Consider the following 18,508-nt stretch of genomic DNA (forward strand, 5'->3'; position numbering starts at 1 on the left):
CTAGTTTTGAGGGAATGATTTTTTAAAAAAACCCTTGAAAAATCTCAAAAAGACTATATAATAGAAAATGTCTTTGAGTAAAATAGTCTGGTAACTATGGCAAGAAGGTCACACCCGTTCCCATACCGAACACGGAAGTTAAGCTTCTTTGCGCCGATGGTAGTTGGGACTTTGTCCCTGTGAGAGTAGGACGTTGCCAGGCTGTATTATTATTCCGCAGTAGCTCAGTGGTAGAGACGAGCATAACACCATGAATATGCTACGAGTTGTACACACCGAGCCGCTCCTTGCGTTACTTTCTGAGGTGGGGACACACGAAAGTAAACTGGGTTTAGGAAACAATTTATATTATTCCGCAGTAGCTCAGTGGTAGAGCTATCGGCTGTTAACCGATCGGTCGTAGGTTCGAGTCCTACCTGCGGAGCCATTCTTTTATGGAGAGCTGTCCGAGTGGCCGAAGGAGCACGATTGGAAATCGTGTAGGCGGGTAACCCTGTCTCAAGGGTTCAAATCCCTTGCTCTCCGCCATAAAACACTACTTGTTTTATTTGGCCCCTTGGTCAAGCGGTTAAGACACCTCCCTTTCACGGAGGTAACACGGGTTCGAGTCCCGTAGGGGTCACCAAAGTTTTTAACTATACTGAAATAACTCATGGAGGATTAGCTCAGCTGGGAGAGCATCTGCCTTACAAGCAGAGGGTCGGCGGTTCGATCCCGTCATCCTCCACCATAATTTCTTGATCAATCGAAAAGCTGCTTGAATAAGCAATCAGAGATTGATACATTCCCTACAATCTAGGGGCATGGATATTATGAAATACTTTTTATTGTCGCGGGGTGGAGCAGTCCGGTAGCTCGTCGGGCTCATAACCCGAAGGTCGCAGGTTCAAATCCTGTCCCCGCAATTCGGTCTGGTAGTTCAGTTGGTTAGAATGCCTGCCTGTCACGCAGGAGGTCGCGGGTTCGAGTCCCGTCCAGACCGCCATTTTTTAAAAAATGGCTTTAGGTAACATTATTATTGTGGCTCAGTAGCTCAGTCGGTAGAGCAAAGGACTGAAAATCCTTGTGTCGGCGGTTCGATTCCGTCCTGCGCCACCTTTTTATTATGCCGGGGTAGCTCAATTGGTAGAGCAACTGACTTGTAATCAGTAGGTTGGGGGTTCAAGTCCTCTCGCCGGCACCATTTGGTCAGAATTTAATATTATGTGGAGGGGTAGCGAAGTGGCTAAACGCGGCGGACTGTAAATCCGCTCCCTCCGGGTTCGGCGGTTCGAATCCGTCCCCCTCCACCAATCTTATTTTCCGACAAAGAAAAAACTATTTTTTATAGGGGTATAGTTTAAAGGTAGAACGAAGGTCTCCAAAACCTTTGGTGTGGGTTCAATTCCTACTACCCCTGCCAATAAATTTTATTATGGCGATTGTGGCGAAGTGGTTAACGCACCTGATTGTGGTTCAGGCATTCGTGGGTTCGATTCCCATCAGTCGCCCCATAATGGACTTTATTAACTATTAAAAATATATTATCATTGGGCTATAGCCAAGCGGTAAGGCATCGCACTTTGACTGCGACATGCGTTGGTTCAAATCCAGCTAGCCCAGCCAATTTGCGGAAGTAGTTCAGTGGTAGAACACCACCTTGCCAAGGTGGGGGTCGCGGGTTCGAATCCCGTCTTCCGCTCCATAATATGGCGGCATAGCCAAGTGGTAAGGCAGAGGTCTGCAAAACCTTTACCACCGGTTCGAATCCGGTTGCCGCCTTCAAAATTTTTACTTACGATTAATAGCGCATCTTATTGCGCCGGGGTGGCGGAACTGGCAGACGCACAGGACTTAAAATCCTGCGGTAGGTGACTACCGTACCGGTTCGATTCCGGTCCTCGGCATTAGAACAATTACAAAATTTTATTATGCCGGTGTGGCGGAATTGGCAGACGCGCACGACTCAAAATCGTGTTCCGTGAGGAGTGTCGGTTCGACCCCGACCACCGGTATCAATCTATCGCATGCCAAGCGGTAAAAAACGTTTCTTACCTAAGTAAGAAACGTTTTTTTGTTAATTAATAAAATATTTGTCTAGAAAGAAATTTTTAGGATGAAGATCCAATTAATTAGAAAATGCTTCTTCAATTGAATTAACATTGTTGTGTAAAGTATTTTTGATTGTTTCATCGATATTGCTGGTATCTAAATGTTTACGGAAATCTTCAAGATGTTTCAATGCTTGTTTTGAATCGCCTTTTTGGTTATGATGTTCCGCTTGTTTTAAACTGTTTGTTAATTGTTTTGCCAAAGAATGTGGAATGCCTCCAGTATCCTCAAGATCGAAAATTTGCTTAGATAGTGTATCAGTTGTAACGTCAATTGTTACGAGTAACTTATTAGTAGTAACAACCTCTCCATTATAAGAAACTTTTGCATATATCTCCGTAGTTCCTGCATTTTTACCGATCACTTTTCCTGCTTCAACGATAGCTGCCTTAGGATTGGAATTCACCCATTCTATTTTAGCACCTGCCAAATCGATTTCGTTTCCATTTACAAGTGTAACAGACAAATGAATGTCCTGTTCCGAACCTTGTAGCAGTGAATCACTTTCTATCGTCAATGTACCATTCTCTAGTGAAACTGGTAATTGATATAAATTATGATCAGCGGTATAGTAAATATTGCCTTCATTATCAACATCCATTAATTGAACAGTACCCGTAACTAACTGTTTACTTTTCATCGTTTTCGGATCAATAACTGTTAATTGACGTCCTGCTGTTGTGTAAAGGTATCCTTGATTGTCCCAGCGAATGAAAAATGGTCGCCATTGACTCCCTCTGTTAACACCTTTATAAAGCTCTGTGCTTTTAATAATTTCTCTATTTTCAGGATTCATCGCAAAGATGATTGTGTTATAGGCGCCAGCTTTATCTAATCCCCATGCGACTCCCCAAATGTTTCCATCAGGACCTACAGATAGTTCTCCAATCATTTCTGGTTTTTCTAATCCTTCCACCTGAAGGTCAAATTCCACATGTGTACCAGATTCAACATTATATTCGAACATTTTTGCCTTAGCTTCGGTAGGGTCAATGCCTAAACCACCAGAAATAGTCGAGCCGCCAAACACTTTACCATTTAAATAAGCTAATCCAATAATGCTTTGATTTTTAACAATATTACGGATGGTATTCCATTTATCGGTTTCAGCATCATAAATGGTAAGTGCACCACCAAGTCTTCCATAGTCGGAAATGGTACCAACAAAGAGTTTGTTATCACCTGATGTAAAAGTGAAAGGTCTGCTTTGATCATCTCCGATATCCTGAACCATCTCAGGATTATCACCGCTGACACCACCTGTATAGTTAAACGGCAGGTCTGGGTTATATTTGAAAATTCTGGCGCCACCATAAGTACCTAGATAGACATCTCCATTTAGAAACCCAATGCCTTCTATTTGGTGAGGGTCCCGTTCATGGAGGATATATTCATCGATAGAAGTATCAAAGACTCCAAAGGATCCTTGATAGCCGCCCATATAAATTTTTTGATCTTCACCGATTTCTAAACTTTGCATTAATAGGCCCTGCATATCCACTTCAGGGTAACTTATTTTTACCGTATTAGTGGCAGGGTCAAAGAGTGAATACTCGATTTGGTGATGTAAGATAGCTAATACATCTTTCCCACTATCATCTTTAACCCAATCCATTGCCTTTGCAGGTGTGGCTGGTAATTGAACAGTAGGTTCAACTTTCGCTTGCTTATGTGTTGTCATATCGTATGTCCATAATTGCTGCGTGTTTTTATTAATGTAATAGATAATATTCTCGTCATACGGTGATGGAGATGAAATCAGCCCATCAAATGTATGCTCATCCTGCCAATTCATTGTGTTTTTCTCTTCGCCCGTAGTCTTGTCGATCGTAACCATCGAAGTTCCATAGGCTACAAAAATATTATTTCCATATTCCCATATATTCGATATTTGTGTAGATACACCAGTTATGGGCAAATGTATTTCTGTTCTTTCACGAGTAGCAAGATCCATTTTCATTAAATAAGCCGTTGTACCAGTTCCTACATAAAGAGATTCTTCGGTAATTCCAAGTCCACGTGCATATTGTTGTCCCTCATAAAAAGTACCTAAATCGGAGAATTGAGCAGATTCAATATCATATTCAAACACTTTAGCATTTGGATAGGTAGCACCATAGATTTTCCCATCAACGGAGGCCTCTAGCTGCCAGACCCAATTATCAGATGGATTTTTTCCAAGCTGCTCAAGACGTTTTTCCTCGACCACATATCTGTATAAAATTCCGTTATAGGTGCCTGCAAAATATACATTGTCATCCGCACCGATAACCATTGCCCAAACTACATCACTTCCTGACAAGTCTTGAGAAAAAATCTTTTTACCAGTTACAGCGTCAGTTGCATAAAAAGTTGCTGGCGAACCATTTGTTGCATAGTAGAGTTCACCATCACCGATGGCTACCCCTTGAGATTTTGCAGCTAATGCGGCAGGACCATGATTAATGGTTTTACCATATTTAATAGGGAAATCTAAGATGTTAGATTCTTTTTCAAATAGCTTTACATCATCATAATATCCCTTCATGTTGGAAGTGGATGGTTGATAGATAAAAACCTTTAGTCCAGTTGCACCGGCTGGAGCGGTTGCTTGTATTTCTACTGTTTGCCACTTATTGAAGGCTGGAACATCAAAATATTTTGGTGTGTCAGAAATATTTTTTCCTTCATCATTGTACCAGCGCAGCCATATTCCAGGTTTACCAGTTAATTCTTCAACGTAGAGCTGTGCAGATAATTTATACTGATTTCCAGGAGTTATATCAATTTCCTGACTAAATAATCCTACAACACCGTTATTGTCAACGGCTAAACTTTGATTGCCAGAAGAAACGATTTTATCCGATATTGTCATGCCTGTTTTAAAACCCCCGGACCAATATATCCATGATGGCAGAGCCGTTTCAGATGGTGGTTCTGCTTCAAAACCACCATTTTCTACCTTAAGCTCCTTCCAACCGTCAGCAGCTGCAACAGAAATTGGCTTCTGGAAAAAGGGAAGTGTTGATAAAACTAGAATGGCTGCTAGTAAACAGTTATAATATCTTTTTAGTTTATTTTTCAATATTATTCCTCCTAATCTAAAAATCTATCTTTGGTATTGATAAAGCTTATGTCCTCTAGCAAAATAGATGTTTCCATCTGGATCCATTGCAAATAGATTAGCATCATCTACTAATACTTCATGATCCAATGTATCAGGGTTAATTCTGAATAATTCTCCGTGGGTTTGCCCATATAGATAGCCATCTTCATCAAATTCCAAGAATCCACCACGCCATAAATGCCCAATTGAATCCCAATTCATTGAATATAGTTCCTTTTCAGCAACAACTTGGTTTTTTTCAGTATCGTATTTGAATAAAATACCTGAAGTAAGTCCCCATAAGTTTCCTTCTTTATCAAAGGTTAGGGAAGAAATTGCCTTTTCTCCGGGAACTGGAATGGTTTCGAACTGTTTCTCACCAGTTTCCATATTATAGACAAATAATTTTGCTTCGTTCTCTGTTGGGGCAATACCTAAACCACCCCAAACAGAAGTACCGCCATATAACAGCCCATCCTTATAGGCTAATGAGATCACACTTTGATTTTGAACAATGTTCCGATGAAGGGTATAATCATTTGTTGCTGGATCAAAGATGGTTAATGCTCCACCAAGCTGTCCATAATCCGGCACGGTACCAATAGCTAAAAGATTACCTGCAGACTCTAAAGCAAAGGGACGATCTTGACCTTCAGTTTTTAAGCCGAAATGCTGAACAGGATTTACACCCATTTCATAGCTTTCATTTGGATTATAGGAATGTAAGAAACCACCAGGATAGATTCCCATATATAAACGATTTTGATGGCTAATCATTCCCTCGATTTGTCCAAGCCCTTTATTCTCTGTTACTTGGTTCGTTACATAGTTGAATTCTGCAAGTCCGCCAGATAAATATCCACCGATAAATATGTTTCCATTAGGACCTTGAGTAAGGGATTGGATACTGACCGGCTGTCCACTCAATTGACCCTGTAAAATTCGATGATTTCCGGTAATCGGATTGAAATGACGGATCTTTCCATCCCAAGCAATCGATACTAATGTTTTGCCTGGATATTGACTATTTTCAAATTTGGCCCAGCCGAAATCTCGTGCTGAGAAAAGATTATTAAAACCAGTTGGTGTTAGTTTCAATGAGTTCAAATCATAGGAATACAGTTCTTCATTTTTGATAAAATAAACCAAATTTCCTGGACCAGGTTCAGAAACATCAAGTCCATTCGCACCAGTAATCTCATCCACAATCTTCATGGTTTTCAAGTCAAATACTAGAATCGTATTACTAGAACCGGTTACCCGCGCGAACATTTTATTGTGAACTACATCGATATCATATACATTTGTACCTTTTGCATACTTTTCAGGAAGTGGAATCTCCACCTTTTCACCAGTATGTATATCTACCTCAACTAGATTTGCTCCATTTGTTCCCAGACCAACATAAAGCTTGTCTTTATAAACAGCAAGGCTTCTTGCATATTGTTGTCCTTCAATGATTTGTCCATAATCTCGAAACTCATTGGTTTCAGGATCATATTGGAACACTTTCCCACTAGGAAAAGTCCCCCCATAAATCCGTCCTTCACTATCTGACTTCACACGCCAAATAAAAGACTCACCTGGGATCGGATTTCCTAAGTTTTCAACATGATCGGCACCTGGAACATATTTAAACAATGAGGCTTTTGAGTTTGTTCCGATATAGACATTTCCCATCGGATCAACCGTTACTCCCCATGCTCCACTGGCACCATCTAATGGGAAACTGTCAACGCGTTCACCGGTTTTTGCATCAAGTACATTGAATACAGCAGGGGAACCGTTTGCAACAGCATAAATCCAATCTTGACCATTGGGACCTTTACCATAATCCGCAGCGGGAACTGAGACTGAATTAAGAACAGTACCAATCTCACGAATTTTACTTTCCTCAGCATTTGCAGGATGACTTCCAACAACACTTGAAATTAAAGAGAAGACTAAAATGGTTAACAAAAAATAAGTAAATGTTTTTCTTTTCATAACTAACCTTCCTTTCGCATTTTGATAGGGGGGAGGGAGACCGACGATTTAATTACTTGCTAAATTTGAAAACGGTTACAATTTTGCGATTATAACACCTCGATTCCTATACTCGCTCACTGACTGTAAGCTGGAGTATAAATAGATAAACATTAGTACTATTAATAATTTTCTAATTTCAGTTAAAGGATAAATAAGGAAACTAGTCTTTAATATGACGATAAAGAAGTTAGTGCTTTAGTAGGTAGGTGGAAATGATGCTAATTACCCAAATTCATTCACATCCAATTAAAGACAGTTTTCAGACTTGTCACATTTTTTTGATGGAAATACAATGAGGAAGATTAAGTGGATGTTATTTTAATACCAATTAAATGGGGAGGGGTTTTACTGTGGCTAGGAAAAAGAAGGTAATGCTATTATTGTTATCCATATTGTTAGCGCTTTCTGGCGCTTTTCAGGGATCAACATTATTTTTAAAAAATGTTAGTGCGTCTACAACTTCAACTATTTTAGTGAAAAATAGTAGTTTTGAAGAGGAAGTAGTAGATGGCCGAATACCTGGTTGGACATCATTGTTCGCGACAGGGGAAGGATACACGTTTGAAGTATCAAATGCACAACATACAACAGGAGAAAATAGTCTTCATATTTCCGATACGGATAGAGGAAAATCAGTCGGCTTGCTAAGTGAACCGATTGTCATTCAACCAGGGGATGCCTACACAGGAACAACGATGTTGTATTTGAAAGCTAATAGTACTGCAAGCTTACGTATACAATTTTATGATGAAAATAACAAACAGATTCCAACAGTTGAGTATGTTACACATAGTGAAACATCTAAGGGGTTTCCAGTAGAAAAATGGTCTAAGGTATCCACACCATCTGCGAAGGCACCAAGTAATGCGAAATATGCTAGAATAGTAGTTTTTACCACTAGTTATGCCATAGCACAAGCCTATTTTGATAACGTTGCCATTGAGGGAGAAGTAGTAGTAGAACCGATTGGAACAGATGTAAGAAATTCGAGTTTTGAAAAACCATTATACAATGGGAAGATCCAATACTGGGATTCGTTATTTAATGTGGGAGCAGACTATAACTATGAATGGAATGACGAGGTTAGTTCAACTGGAGATCATAGTTTAAAGATTTATGATCAATCAAGAAATCAGTCAGTTGCATTAATTAGTGATTATGTATCTGTTACACCAGGGGATTTTTATACTGGCTCGAGCAAGCTATATTTAAAAGATGGTGGTACGGCAAGCATCGATATTCGTTTTTATAATACAAATAATACCAGAATTGATGTTGGTGCAACTGAAATGCATTATCAATCTGGAAAAGACGTTCCTGCAGAAGAATGGAGTGATATTTATACTAGAAAAGTAGTTGCTCCAGAGGATGCGGTTTATGCACGAATGGTACTATATACAACATCGTACCAAATTGCTGAAGCATACTATGATGATATTGCGATTATACATGAAGCCGATCAATCACCAGCAAGACTATCGATTACAGCGCCAACTCAAGTAGCAGAAGGTGAGTCATTTACAGTAAATCTTGATGCTGCAAGGGTGAAGGAACTTTATCATATTGATGCCGATCTTTTTTATGATCGTATGAATTTACAATTTATAGGATTCAAACCACTTGGTTCCTTTGCAACAGATGAGGTGTCCGTAACTGTGGCGGATACAAACGGGAAAATTAATATTCTGGCTTCTGCGAATCCGGAGCAACCGGTAGTTGCGGATACAGGTGTTGTTCAATTACAGTTCAAAGCCAGTTCGGACACTGGACAAGCATGGGTAGTATTAAGTAAGGAAACACTGATGAATAATGAATTTCAGTTAGAAAGCGATCAAACATCATTGATAGCGATTGGAGAAACGAATGGGAAACTAGGAAACCTAGTTTTTGGTGAGCCTGAAAAACTCCAAACACCGATTGCAGATACTCTCGGTTTGTTTGACGGACGAGCTGGAAAAGAAGACGGTGTCAATGTCATGTATACGACAGTAAAAGGAGTTCCTCCCGTATTTCATGTGATGAATATTGATGACCATAAACTTATCCGCAGCTTACCGATGGAGGGTGCAGGGGACGTTTGGAGCCATACAATTGCACCGAATGGAGATGTTTATGTTGCTGCAGGGGGGCAGCTTTGGGTCTACTCACCAGTAACAAAGGATATTAAAAAAGTTTATACCCATAGTACCGAGAATGTGTTCTGGGCACTTGAACATGATGAAGAGGGCAATATTTATATCGCAACAGGTCCATTAGGAAAAATTATTAAATATGTACCAAGTACACAAACAGCACATGATTTTGGTCGATTAATGGGTCGTATTAGTCAAGAATATGTTCGTTCAATTGACTATAGTAATGGATATGTATATGGCGGAACATCACTCGGAGAGATTTATAAAATTGATGCAAAAACAGGTGAGAAGGTCGAAATTGCCTCTCCACTAAATGAAAAAGGCTATGTGTATGATTTAGATATTGTCGATGACAGGCTGTTAATTGCTCGTTTTGAAACGTCCCAAACAAGATATGTGTATGATTTGGAATCACAAATATGGCTGGATGTTAAAATTGAAAACAGTACTTCTGGTCTTCAACTGCCGAAAACATCTCAAGATGGAAAAATTTATATGCCGGTTAATGGGAAAATTGCTTCCTTTGATGTTAATACATTTGAAGTAGTAGAGATTGTTGATTATGGTACAGGATTTAGAGGTGCAGATTGGGTAGAATCGTCTGACCCTGAACTTCCAGGTGTAAGTTTGGTGACGATGAATTTTTCTGGCAGCTATATATTTTTTAATCCTGCTACTGGAAAAATTAAAACAATCAAAAACTACTTGCCTCCTTCTCCTTCTATTACACACGTGTTTAAGAAGGGTGCGAACGGAAAAATCTATATTACAGGAATGCAAGCTTCTAAGGCAGCAGAATACGATGTGTTTACGAAAGATTTAAAGCTTTTCCCTATGGGACAAGCCGGAGCTGTCATCCCTTACAAAGATAAAGTCTACTTTGGGGTATACCCAGGTGGTGGTTTTGAAGAATATTTGCCAGCAAGCGGTGATAATCCTAGGAAACTATTCAATATTGGCGATGAACAAGATCGCCCAATAACTGGTATTGAAGCCGAAGGGAAAATATTTGTTGGTTCAATACCAGACTATGGCGAAATTGGTGGAGCTTTAATGGTTTATAATCCATCTGCTCAGAACCCTGAAGAATCTTACAAGGTGTATCGCAATATTGTAGAAAATCAAAGTATTATTTCTTTAGCGTATAAGGACGGAAAAATTTATGGGTCAACCAGTATTAACGGTGGACTTAGTTCTGAGACAAGTGCAACCGAAGCAAAAGTCTTTGTCTGGGATATAGAAAAAGGAGAAAAAATAAATGAAATTTCCTTAAATATTCCCGGCCTTTATAGCCCTCCTGCAATTGGTGGACTCACCATTGGTTCTGATGGGCTGCTATGGGGTGCAGTTAATGGAATCGTGTTTGCATTGGATCCCGAATCACTTTCATTGATTAAGTATAAAAATTTGTTCCCTTCAGATGGTTCTTGGGGACAATGGGGAGCTTATAATGTTGAATGGCATAACGACATTCTTTATATGCAGCTTGGCCGCCGACTAGTAGCGATTGATCCAGTCACACTAGATTTTGTTTACTTCGAGGATTCTGAAGCCTTTACGATTGGTGAGGATGGACATCTTTATTATTCACCACGTTCTAATCGAACATTAATGTACAAGGTAACGATTACAGATAAAACACATCCAGGAAAATTAAATCTAAATGGCCCATCTATCGTTGAACGTGGGGAAGAATTTGAAGTAGCGCTTTATGCCAATCAAGTCAATAATCTCGATCAACTTATGGCTCAAATGGAATATGATTCAAAAATCCTTATATTTAAATCTGCAAAGTTGGTAGGTAAATTTAGTGAAAAGAGTTCAGAAATCCAAGTAACTAAAAAGCCTGGCAAATTAAAGATTGAAGCTGCAGTAACAGACGGTCAGTCACTAACAGAAGATGCTCAAATCGCTGTGATCCGCTTCAAAGCTAAAAAGGAAACAGATTTAACTAGTATTTCACTTTTGGCTGAATCTATGGTTTCTTTTGTAGATCGTGATGACGACATAATCACCGGAAAGGATCAATCCATTACGGTGAAGGTTGTTCCTTCAAAAAAGGGGAAGCAGCCAGTTAAGTCAGGAAAACAAGATTAAATGAAAATAAAAAGGACTACATTACAACAAAAGGTAATGTAGTCCTTTTTTTTATTGTTTCCCAAATGTAGATTTCATCCGTGAGATGGGGTCATCCTCTATGGAATAATCCCATTGAAGTACTTGTCCATGATCGAGTAACACTTTACTTAATTGTTGGTAATCAATGTCTTGTATCGTTGATTGATTCTTGAAGGCAATAGCTGCCGCAGCTCCAGCAGATTGACCTAAAATCATGAACACGGGCTCCATACGTATGGAACCGTAGGCAATGTGTGAACTAGATAAACAAACGGGAACGAGAAGGTTTACACATTCTTCAGCCTTAGGTCGAATCGAACGATACGAAATTGGATAGGGTGAAATGGGTATTTCAACATCCCCCTCATTATATACCCGGCCGTCGATAATCAGTCTTCTACAATGATGGGAGTCCATTTGATAGGAAGCCAAACCAATTGAATCCTCAACGGAAAGATCTCCTAAACAATTATGATCAGTCATTACATAGTCAGCTATCATTCTTCTTGCTTCCCGTATATATAACTGATGTGGCCAATGCCCAGTTTCTTCGAATTCATCCTTTGCCAATCCCCAGCTGTTTACCTCGTCCCGAATCGTTTGTGGAACTTGTTCATCATTAGCTAAAAAGTAAAGCATGCCGAGGTTGTATGTAAAATGATCTTGGAAAATCCTTTCGCGAGTTTGATAGTTTCCATCTGGCCAATCATAATTCATCCCAATGTAATCAGTGGAAAATCCACCATAATTATTTAAGTCGGTTTTTCCGTTTGGCAACATTGTATGAAGGTTCATCGCATCCCATACTCCAGCATTGATGTAACGTAATAATAATGTATAAAGCTCTGGGTTATAAGAAGGTGGTTTAGGAAAAGCAACACGATTATCAGGATTTTTTGTTAAACAAATACGAAAATTAAACGCCTGAATCCGGTGATCCCCCTGGCCCTGGTAACCTAGTTTCTCTTGATTTGTTTCAGTAATACCTGACAAAACCCCGCTTGAAGGGTTTCCATCGATGACATAGGGATCAATCCATTTTTCAAATTGATGATGGGGATGACCAAATTGAATTCCATTATAGGTTTCTTTGTAGGTGGCATTTGACTCTCTGCCTACAAAGTAGGAAACGCCTGCTTTCGCCATTAGGTCTCCTTCATAGCTTGCATCGATAAAGAATGCTCCCTTATATATAGTTCCATCTTCCATCAGTATTTCTATAATTTTGCTTTCTTCTGTTTTTACTTCTTCTAAATGCTGGTTAAAAAACACTTCAATTTCATAATCTTTAAGCCATTTTTCAAATACATATTTAGCTGCTTTTGGTTCAAATGTCCATTGCTCATCTGTATTGTAGTACTTTCCTAACTCTTGGAAAAATTCTCTGGAAATACCACCAATTGCTTCTTTTGCGCCAATATCAGAGGCACCTAAACCACTAGCTGTTATCCCGCCAATATGTGTGCCAAATTCAATAATCGCAACTGTCAATCCCATTCGCTTCGCTTGAATGGCAGCTGTGATTCCAGCAGGTGCTGCACCATATACAATCAAATCCCTTTCAATTACTTTTGGTTCAATTGCTTTGGGAGTTGGTACATAATAATGTAAATCACTGAAATCCATTTGCTTACCTCCTTGGTTTTACTTTAAAGTTTAAAATAAACATTGGAATAAGCAAGACTCTTAACGGACTTTAAGTATTTTGGCCAAGATCATGTAAAAAAAGAGTGCTCTTATATGGGCACTCTTAAACGAATGGACTAGACTATCGATTTTTTTCGGCTATTAATTCTATACAGGGCACGATTGCTGCACCAAGTAATAGCTACTGCCAACACACTACCAGTAAATAATGGGATAATCCCTGGTATGAATCTTACTATTATCATTAGAAGCATACATGAAGTAAAAATAAGAATCGTTTCTAAAAGGGCACTTGCTCCGAGTAAAAATGATTGTTTAATGTATTGAAAGAATTTCATATCAAATTGTGTGTAAATAGGAAAGAAATACAATAGAGTAACGATGTATGAAATGGTAATAAACCCGATAACCGGGTACAGCCATTGTAATTTGTCAGCATTTTTTAGAATAAACAAGAAGTCAAAAACTAATATATAGGCAGTTAAGATAAAAAATAGTCCATATTTATTCAGAGAAATAAACTCTTTCTTATAGGTGTTCCAAAAAGTATGAAAGATTTTTTCAACCGGTTCCCTTCGCAGCCACTTTTGAACAATTGTATACATAGCACCAGTGGAGGGGAATAGACCAAATAGTCCTAAACCGACTAGAGTAAAACTAATCCAAAGTATATTTAAATAAGCCACCTTTAGCATCCAAACTGCAAAAGTATTAAACTTTTCCCACCCAGTCAAATAATTCACCTCTAAATAAAATAGTGTAATTGAAAATATTTAAAGACATTTAATAGACGTGTCACATAATAAATAATAGAAAGTAGGTTAAATAGTTTTATTGTATATAGCATAACTCAAAATGTAACTAAATGAAATCAGGGGTGAAATAAATGACAGAATACCGATTACTCCAAGAAGGAGAATTTCAGCAGGCGATTGATTTAGCAGATAAAGTATTTCGAAAAGAAGGGCATTCGTCTATGGGAATTGCCTTCCCGCAAGTGTTTTCTGCAGCATTAAATCAATCATATGGTGCCTTTATCGATGGAAAATTAGTCTCTTTTATCGGATTAGTCCCATCCGTTCTTCATATTGAAGGTGCGGAAGTGCAAGCCTTTTCGATTGGTGCTGTCTGTACAGAGCCTGATTATCGTAAAAGAGGAATAGCAAATACACTCTTACAAATGATTTTTGAACATGTTAATAAGTCAGGTGCCTCGGTTCTATTTGTTTCAGGAAACTTACCAATTTACATCAAACAAGATTGTAACTATTACGGGAGTATCAATCAATATAAAATTCATCAAGATGCACTTCATTTGGAGGAGACATATTCAGTTCGCGAGCTACAGCCATTTGACTGGTTTCAGATTAGAAAATTAAGTCATAATCGCCCCATCCGATATGAACAAAGTATATATGAACTAGCTCTTCTTAATGAATCAGCAGGATTTGCTAGTATTTTTAAAATGAAACATAAAGTCCTGGTAGCGGAAGAAAATCAAGAGTTAAAAGCATTTTTAGTGTTCGGAATACCATATCATGAACAAGTAAATGTGGATTCACGTGTAATCGAATGGGGAGGAGACCCCCAAGCTATCCGGAGTTTACTTGCAGAAGCTTTTAAATATGATTTAAATACATTGTTAGTCAATATTCCCGCCTTTGACTCAGCCCTAAACCTAGAACTCGACTTACAGGAAAAGGTAATAGAACCATATCCAGGAACAATGAAGATTATGAATTTAGATTTACTATTGAGACAGCTTAGTCCATATTTTGAAGGAAAAGTAGAAATTTTAAATGAAGATGCAAATCATAAGAGACTTATATTTAAACAAAGTGCCGTAAAAATAAGTAATCAGGAATTAAAAGAGCTAATTTTAAATGGAAACGGAAATTTTGATTCATATTTACACAATGTCTTTCCGATTCCATTTCCATTTCCACAAGGTTTAAACTACGTTTAATTAGACTTAATTAGTATAGGTACTATATTAATTCTAGCTTTTTATTAAAGACACTTTATAGACTTGTCACAATATTAAAAAAAACCTAAAATGTAGTTATTAGGAATTTAAATGGGTATCATTTTTTGACACCCCATTGTTAACGCTTTCAATTAAATGTTTTTTCAAAAAAAGAATATAGGTTTTAAGGAGGGGATCAATAAAAATAAAAGTTTATCAGATTTAAAGATATTAAGCTTTTTATTTTAATAATAAATCGGGGGTTAATTACATGAAAAAGAAAAGTAAATGGTTAATGATACTTATGATCGCATTTAGCTTAATTCTTGCAGCTTGTAGTGATAAGACAAGTTCAGATCCTGGTAAAGATAAAGGTGAAGATAAAGTTGATGGCGAAATAACGGTTTGGGTACATCCTTATACGAGTGATGCTAAAAAAGAAGAAGCCATGTGGAAAGAGATTATTGCAAATTATAATAAAGAGTTTGCTGATGTAAAGGTAAATATTGAAACGATTCCTTGGGCTAATCGCGATCAAAAAGTGTTAACCGCATTAGCTGCTAACAATGGACCAGATGTATTTTATGCCATACCTGACCAAATGCCACAATATGCGGATGTAGGTATGCTTCTAGAATTAGACAAATATTTAGATGATGCAGATCTTGAAGGATTTGTTGAATCTTCATTAGTATCAACAACATGGAAAGATAAGAAATATGGATTACCAATTTTACAAGAAGCTTATACATTCTTCTATAATGTAGATGTTGTTAAAGCAATCGGTGAAGATCCAGCTAATCTTCCAAAGACTTGGGAAGAATTTGAAGCTTGGGCAGCTAAAGCAAAAGAAAAAGATTTCTATGCATTAGCTTATTCTGGCGGCGGTTCCATGAACGGTACCATTTATCCATGGATTTGGCAAGCTGGCGGTGGTGTTGTGTCAGAAGATAATAAAGTTTTAATCAATAATGCAGATAGCGTTAAAGCGTTCGAAATCGTTAACAAAATGTATCAAAATAAATATATTCCTGAAGATTCAATTACATCTACCAATCAAAATGAATTATGGTTTGGTGGAAAAATCATGGCTGTTCTAGGTTCAGGTATTGACGTTACGATGTTGAAAAAAGAAGGCAAGTTTGAGTTTGCTATTGCCGAACCATTGAAGAATAAAGAGCAATTAACGTATGGAACAACTGGGATGTTTGTAGTCCCTTCCAATACTGACAATCCAGATGCAGCTGCAGAATTTGTTAAAGCAATTACTAATGCTGAGAACCAACGAATTTTCAATACTGTGACACAATATATCCCAACACAAGAAGAAGCGAAAGACATTTTTAATTCTAATGAACATATGAAGCAGCTATCAGGCTATACACAATATGCATTACCTGGTGTTATTCACCCTAAAGGCCGTGCGATAATGCCATTTATTCAAGCAGAAATCCAATCTATGATGTCTGGCGAAAAAACTCCTAAAGAAGCAGCAGACGCAGCAGCTAAAAAGATCGAAGCAGAATTAGCTAAGCCGTAAACGAATAGTTTCTTAAATTAGAGAGTTTTATTCCACCGTGAATAAAGCTCTCTGTTACTTCACAAAAAAGGAAATAAGGTGATAGCTTGGAAAAGGTCATGGTAAACCCTAATAAAATGACTTTGAAAAATGAAAAAAAAATAAAGCGTCCTCTTAAGCAAAGAATCAAAGACGAATGGAAAAAGAATGCCCTCGTCTATATTATACTTGTTCCCATTTTAGCTCATTTCCTTGTGTTTCAAGTCATTCCATTTATTTATAGTTTTATATTAACCTTTCTAAATTATCGAATTATTGGTGTTTCAGAATTCGTTGGGCTAAGAAATTGGAAGCAATTGTTTAGTGACGATATTGCATGGAAATCTATTTGGAATACATTATTATTTTCCTTCTATTATATAGTCCCTACTATGGCTCTTGGATTAATTTTGGCACTTGTTATCAAGTCAGGTATTCGATTCACCAAATTGATTAAAGGGATATTTTTCCTTCCTGTTGTTACCTCATTCGTCGTGGTAGCCGGAATTTGGGAATGGTTATTTTCGGGAACAGAATCGGGCTTTATCAACTATCTGTTAAGCTTTTTTGGAGTGGATACCCAATTATTTTTATCCGATTCTACACAAGCACTGATCGTGTTAGCTGGATTGAGTATTTTCAAAGTATCTGGAAGTACAATGATCTATTATTTTGCTGGATTGCAGTCGATACCAAAAGAGATGTATGAAGCAGCAAAAATCGATGGTGCCTCACCTTTTAAATCCTTTTGGATGATTACCTTTCCATTATTAAAACCTATTCATTTCTATGTATTAATTATTACGACCATCGGGTCTTTCCAAATTTTTGACTCAGCCTATTTATTAACAAATGGCGGACCGAACTTCTCGACAAGTACGATTGTGTATTACCTATATACGATTGGCTTCACGAATTTAAATTTTAGTTACGCAGCCGTATTATCCTATGTATTATTCGCTATTATCTTAATCATTTCGCTTATTCAGAAAAAATATTTTGGAGATGATCAAAATATTTATTAATGAGACAGCGATATGTAAGGGAGATGAAATAACTTGTTAAAGCAAATATTAAAATATCTTGTGATGATCTTCTTAGGATTTTGCTTTCTCCTACCGTTTTTAATCATGGTATTAAGTTCACTTAAAGAAACTACATATGCAGCATTGGATCCATTATTTTGGATTCCTAATGATCCATCATTAAATAACTTTATCTATTTGTTTAGAAACGACAATTTCCTGCGCTGGATTTATAACTCGGTCATTGTGACAATCATCCCTGTTTTTTCACAAATGTTTTTTGCTGGTATTTTAGGTTACATTTTCGCCCGGAAGCAATTCTTTGGGAAGGAAGTCATTTTCTGGACATTTATGGCAGTCATTATGATTCCGTCACAATTATTAATCATTCCAAAATTTATCATGTTTTCAAAATTTGGCTGGATTAATGAATATCAAGCATTAATTATTCCAGAACTTTGGGCAATTATGGGTGTATTCTTAGTTCGTCAATTTATGCAAGGAATTCCAATGGAGTTAGATGAAGCCGCTCGTATGGATGGAGCCAACGACTTTCAAGTTTTTCGGAAAATTTATATGCCATTAGCATTTCCATCGATTGCAACGGTTGGAACCTTTGCCTTTGTAAGCAACTGGAATGATTTATTTCAGCCATTAATTTATATGACAAATGAAAAAATGTATCCCATTACAGTAGGTTTAGCTTCTACGTTGAGTAAGGAAGGGAATTTTGGAATTGAAATGGCAGGAGCTACCTTATCATTTATTCCAACCTTCTTAATCTTTTTGTTCTTCCAGAAGTATTTTACAGAAGGCATACAGATGTCAGGTTTGAAATAGTCTCTTTCATTTAAT

General features: G+C 37.7%; 9 protein-coding genes, 16 tRNA genes and 1 rRNA gene. 22 read left to right on the forward strand and 4 right to left on the reverse strand.

Annotation, left to right across the window (positions count from 1 at the left end; translation table 11 throughout):
- The first annotated feature begins 86 nt into the window (after nucleotides 1–86).
- The 17 genes from rrf to V7124_RS18580 all read left to right on the forward strand — a co-directional run bounded on the left by rrf (nucleotide 87) and on the right by V7124_RS18580 (nucleotide 1,994).
- Nucleotides 87–202, forward strand: a 5S ribosomal RNA gene (rrf, locus tag V7124_RS18500).
- Between the two features lie 150 nt (nucleotides 203–352).
- A tRNA-Asn gene (locus tag V7124_RS18505) sits at nucleotides 353–427 on the forward strand.
- A 9-nt stretch (nucleotides 428–436) separates the two neighbouring features.
- Nucleotides 437–528 (forward strand) — tRNA-Ser (locus tag V7124_RS18510).
- 22 nt (nucleotides 529–550) lie between these two features.
- Nucleotides 551–625 (forward strand) — tRNA-Glu (locus V7124_RS18515).
- A 29-nt stretch (nucleotides 626–654) separates the two neighbouring features.
- Nucleotides 655–730, forward strand: a tRNA-Val gene (locus V7124_RS18520).
- 101 nt (nucleotides 731–831) lie between these two features.
- Nucleotides 832–905, forward strand: a tRNA-Met gene (locus V7124_RS18525).
- A 3-nt stretch (nucleotides 906–908) separates the two neighbouring features.
- A tRNA-Asp gene (locus tag V7124_RS18530) sits at nucleotides 909–985 on the forward strand.
- Between the two features lie 37 nt (nucleotides 986–1,022).
- Nucleotides 1,023–1,095: transfer RNA gene (locus tag V7124_RS18535), tRNA-Phe, on the forward strand.
- Nucleotides 1,096–1,107: 12 nt separating this feature from the next.
- A tRNA-Thr gene (locus V7124_RS18540) sits at nucleotides 1,108–1,183 on the forward strand.
- A gap of 24 nt (nucleotides 1,184–1,207) precedes the next feature.
- Nucleotides 1,208–1,292, forward strand: a tRNA-Tyr gene (locus V7124_RS18545).
- A 36-nt stretch (nucleotides 1,293–1,328) separates the two neighbouring features.
- Nucleotides 1,329–1,402: transfer RNA gene (locus V7124_RS18550), tRNA-Trp, on the forward strand.
- Between the two features lie 15 nt (nucleotides 1,403–1,417).
- A tRNA-His gene (locus V7124_RS18555) sits at nucleotides 1,418–1,493 on the forward strand.
- Between the two features lie 37 nt (nucleotides 1,494–1,530).
- Nucleotides 1,531–1,605, forward strand: a tRNA-Gln gene (locus V7124_RS18560).
- A 4-nt stretch (nucleotides 1,606–1,609) separates the two neighbouring features.
- Nucleotides 1,610–1,684: transfer RNA gene (locus tag V7124_RS18565), tRNA-Gly, on the forward strand.
- Nucleotides 1,685–1,690: 6 nt separating this feature from the next.
- Nucleotides 1,691–1,761, forward strand: a tRNA-Cys gene (locus tag V7124_RS18570).
- 39 nt (nucleotides 1,762–1,800) lie between these two features.
- Nucleotides 1,801–1,886: transfer RNA gene (locus V7124_RS18575), tRNA-Leu, on the forward strand.
- 26 nt (nucleotides 1,887–1,912) lie between these two features.
- A tRNA-Leu gene (locus V7124_RS18580) sits at nucleotides 1,913–1,994 on the forward strand.
- Between the two features lie 113 nt (nucleotides 1,995–2,107).
- On the opposite strand, the gene V7124_RS18585 is transcribed toward V7124_RS18580, so the two are convergent.
- The gene (locus V7124_RS18585) at nucleotides 2,108–5,155 is read right to left on the reverse strand and encodes an FIMAH domain-containing protein (RefSeq protein ID WP_335492065.1); all 3,048 of its coding nucleotides are present in this window, start codon (nucleotides 5,153–5,155) and stop codon (nucleotides 2,108–2,110) included.
- A 24-nt stretch (nucleotides 5,156–5,179) separates the two neighbouring features.
- Nucleotides 5,180–7,162 carry a WD40 repeat domain-containing protein gene (locus V7124_RS18590; RefSeq protein WP_335411335.1) on the reverse strand — a complete coding sequence of 661 codons (1,983 nt, stop codon included), beginning with the start codon at nucleotides 7,160–7,162 and terminating at the stop codon, nucleotides 5,180–5,182.
- Between the two features lie 392 nt (nucleotides 7,163–7,554).
- On the opposite strand from V7124_RS18590, the gene V7124_RS18595 reads away from it, so the two are divergent.
- The gene (locus V7124_RS18595; RefSeq protein WP_335492069.1) at nucleotides 7,555–11,436 is read left to right on the forward strand and encodes a cohesin domain-containing protein; all 3,882 of its coding nucleotides are present in this window, start codon (nucleotides 7,555–7,557) and stop codon (nucleotides 11,434–11,436) included.
- A 51-nt stretch (nucleotides 11,437–11,487) separates the two neighbouring features.
- On the opposite strand, the gene V7124_RS18600 is transcribed toward V7124_RS18595, so the two are convergent.
- Entirely contained in the window at nucleotides 11,488–13,083 is a 1,596-nt protein-coding gene (locus tag V7124_RS18600) for an FAD-dependent oxidoreductase (protein WP_335411331.1), read from the reverse strand.
- Between the two features lie 137 nt (nucleotides 13,084–13,220).
- Nucleotides 13,221–13,799, reverse strand: a complete 579-nt coding sequence (locus V7124_RS18605; protein ID WP_335492072.1) for a YesL family protein — start codon at nucleotides 13,797–13,799, stop codon at nucleotides 13,221–13,223.
- 191 nt (nucleotides 13,800–13,990) lie between these two features.
- Here V7124_RS18605 and V7124_RS18610 point away from each other — a divergent pair, with 191 nt between their 5' ends.
- The 4 genes from V7124_RS18610 to V7124_RS18625 all read left to right on the forward strand — a co-directional run bounded on the left by V7124_RS18610 (nucleotide 13,991) and on the right by V7124_RS18625 (nucleotide 18,493).
- The gene (locus V7124_RS18610; protein WP_335492075.1) at nucleotides 13,991–15,070 is read left to right on the forward strand and encodes a GNAT family N-acetyltransferase; all 1,080 of its coding nucleotides are present in this window, start codon (nucleotides 13,991–13,993) and stop codon (nucleotides 15,068–15,070) included.
- Nucleotides 15,071–15,365: 295 nt separating this feature from the next.
- Nucleotides 15,366–16,610 carry a sugar ABC transporter substrate-binding protein gene (locus V7124_RS18615; RefSeq protein WP_335492078.1) on the forward strand — a complete coding sequence of 415 codons (1,245 nt, stop codon included), beginning with the start codon at nucleotides 15,366–15,368 and terminating at the stop codon, nucleotides 16,608–16,610.
- Nucleotides 16,611–16,726: 116 nt separating this feature from the next.
- Nucleotides 16,727–17,653, forward strand: a complete 927-nt coding sequence (locus V7124_RS18620) for a carbohydrate ABC transporter permease (RefSeq protein WP_335411343.1) — start codon at nucleotides 16,727–16,729, stop codon at nucleotides 17,651–17,653.
- A 63-nt stretch (nucleotides 17,654–17,716) separates the two neighbouring features.
- Nucleotides 17,717–18,493 carry a carbohydrate ABC transporter permease gene (locus V7124_RS18625; protein ID WP_420489501.1) on the forward strand — a complete coding sequence of 259 codons (777 nt, stop codon included), beginning with the start codon at nucleotides 17,717–17,719 and terminating at the stop codon, nucleotides 18,491–18,493.
- Nucleotides 18,494–18,508 lie beyond the last annotated feature (15 nt).

The sequence above is a fragment of the Neobacillus niacini genome, from assembly GCF_036961885.1.
Taxonomy (GTDB): Bacteria; Bacillota; Bacilli; order Bacillales; family Cytobacillaceae; genus Neobacillus; species Neobacillus niacini_H.

Bases quoted from the DNA above. Each gene is read 5' to 3' on its own strand.
- V7124_RS18590 (WP_335411335.1), bottom strand. From the start codon at position 7,162: ATGAAAAGAAAAACATTTACTTATTTTTTGTTAACCATTTTAGTCTTC.
- V7124_RS18600 (WP_335411331.1), bottom strand. From the start codon at position 13,083: ATGGATTTCAGTGATTTACATTATTATGTACCAACTCCCAAAGCAATT.
- V7124_RS18605 (WP_335492072.1), bottom strand. From the start codon at position 13,799: ATGCTAAAGGTGGCTTATTTAAATATACTTTGGATTAGTTTTACTCTA.
- V7124_RS18610 (WP_335492075.1), top strand. From the start codon at position 13,991: ATGACAGAATACCGATTACTCCAAGAAGGAGAATTTCAGCAGGCGATT.
- V7124_RS18615 (WP_335492078.1), top strand. From the start codon at position 15,366: ATGATACTTATGATCGCATTTAGCTTAATTCTTGCAGCTTGTAGTGAT.
- V7124_RS18620 (WP_335411343.1), top strand. From the start codon at position 16,727: ATGACTTTGAAAAATGAAAAAAAAATAAAGCGTCCTCTTAAGCAAAGA.
- V7124_RS18625 (WP_420489501.1), top strand. From the start codon at position 17,717: ATGATCTTCTTAGGATTTTGCTTTCTCCTACCGTTTTTAATCATGGTA.